This window comes from Dellaglioa sp. CoH-56-MRSF-14 (genome assembly GCF_056782115.1).
Genome location: NZ_JBXAYB010000025.1, coordinates 1 through 475, shown reverse-complemented (window position 1 = coordinate 475; position 475 = coordinate 1). Strand labels below are relative to the sequence as shown.

Annotated in this window: 2 protein-coding genes; both read right to left on the bottom strand. The window is 53.5% G+C overall.

Annotation, left to right across the window (positions count from 1 at the left end):
• A partial coding sequence (locus AC1RPX_RS07690) for a hypothetical protein (protein ID WP_481763316.1) occupies positions 1 to 208 on the bottom strand: 208 nt, incomplete at its 3' end.
• The gene (locus AC1RPX_RS07685) at positions 186 to 353 is read right to left on the bottom strand and encodes a hypothetical protein (RefSeq protein ID WP_289859383.1); all 168 of its coding nucleotides are present in this window, start codon (positions 351 to 353) and stop codon (positions 186 to 188) included. The genes AC1RPX_RS07690 and AC1RPX_RS07685, both read right to left, overlap by 23 nt.
• Between the last annotated feature and the right edge of the window lie 122 nt (positions 354 to 475).

Here is a 475-nt window from a genome sequence, read left to right as displayed (position 1 = left end):
GCGCGTCGTAGTCTGCACGAATCTTGAGCGTGTGGCATTCGATGCCGAACAGAGCCTCATCCTTCTTGTCGTTCAGGCGCACGAACTGTTTGTGCTCTTCCGCGAACTGTTCGAGTTCCGTGTGCCGGACACGATCCAGTTCCAAACCTAGATACTGCTCCAGCGACTTGAACATGGGACGCACCTCACGGTGATACTTCTTGTTCATCTTCATCTTCCTCAACTAGTTCGTTCATGGCATTCATCAGCCGCTGTTCGACTGACGCAGCCCAGTCATCATATTCGCTCCACACCGCGCGCCGCACGATGCACAGCGAATCCTCAAGCAAACTATACAGATCAGCAGCGTCCATGTCAATTACGTTTGCTCTTGGCGATACCGGCCTTCAGTATGTCAGACGTAATACCGTCCCAGATGTCGGCAAATCCCACAGGCCATTCTGGGATTCGTCCGAACGCGTTGACGGACAGAAGC

Excerpts from the sequence above, each read along its gene's own strand:
- AC1RPX_RS07685 (WP_289859383.1), bottom strand. The coding sequence starts at position 353 with ATGGACGCTGCTGATCTGTATAGTTTGCTTGAGGATTCGCTGTGCATC.